The following is a 655-nucleotide window of genomic DNA, read 5'->3' as shown; positions in this document are numbered from 1 at the left end:
GCCTGATCAAGGCCCATCGGCAAAAGACGATCACCCTCATGGCGCCCGCGTCAACGCGCAGGGAAATGCGCGCTTACGAACGACTGAGCTCCAGTGAAACAAAAATTGCACCAAGATCGGTGTGGATGGCGGTCGCAGGTCGGTTGCTCTTGAACATCGTCACCTCAGAATAAGTGGGTTGTTGTACGACCTCTCATTCTGCAAAAACGCAGGCCGCCATCTAACCCATGGGATCTTTAATGATGGGGCCGACGAACGGCATGGCATTCGACCTGTCGTCACCGCACAGCCGAATGCTGGCGACGTTTCTCTCTGGTATTGCAGAATTTGAGCGTGATCTCATAAGCGAGCACGTCAAATCCGGCCTGGCCGCCGCAAAGGCGCGGGGCAAGAAGCTCGGCCGTCAAGCTGGTGAGAGACCTAAATCTGACCGGCTTGCCCCGAAAGTGGCGGATTTAGTCGCCGAAGGCCGCAGTTACCGCTGGATCGCCAAACGCGTACGTGCGAAACTGGCCGAATAATACGGACATTCGGACAGGAACTGTTGCGGTTAGTTTCGCCGTGGTCCGCCGATCGTGAAGCCGCCATCAATTACAATATCCTGACCCGTGACGAATTTCGCGTCATCTGATAGCAGCCACGCCACCGTGCCAGC

2 protein-coding genes are annotated in these 655 nt (G+C 56.5%); one reads left to right on the top strand and one right to left on the bottom strand.

Annotated features, from left to right (window positions below):
- Window positions 1-239 precede the first annotated feature (239 nt).
- Window positions 240-521 (top strand): recombinase family protein, encoded by a 282-nt coding sequence (locus ACPYOP_RS32955; RefSeq protein WP_481414384.1) that lies wholly within the window; start codon window positions 240-242, stop codon window positions 519-521.
- 29 nt (window positions 522-550) lie between these two features.
- On the opposite strand, the gene ACPYOP_RS32950 is transcribed toward ACPYOP_RS32955, so the two are convergent.
- On the bottom strand, window positions 551-655 hold a 105-nt coding region (locus ACPYOP_RS32950; RefSeq protein WP_481414385.1), incomplete at its 5' end, for an SDR family oxidoreductase.

The organism is Rhizobium sp. KNZ2-6A, assembly GCF_056755475.1.
Note: the sequence above shows the minus strand (reverse complement) of the source record. Positions and strands in the feature narration are given on the sequence as shown.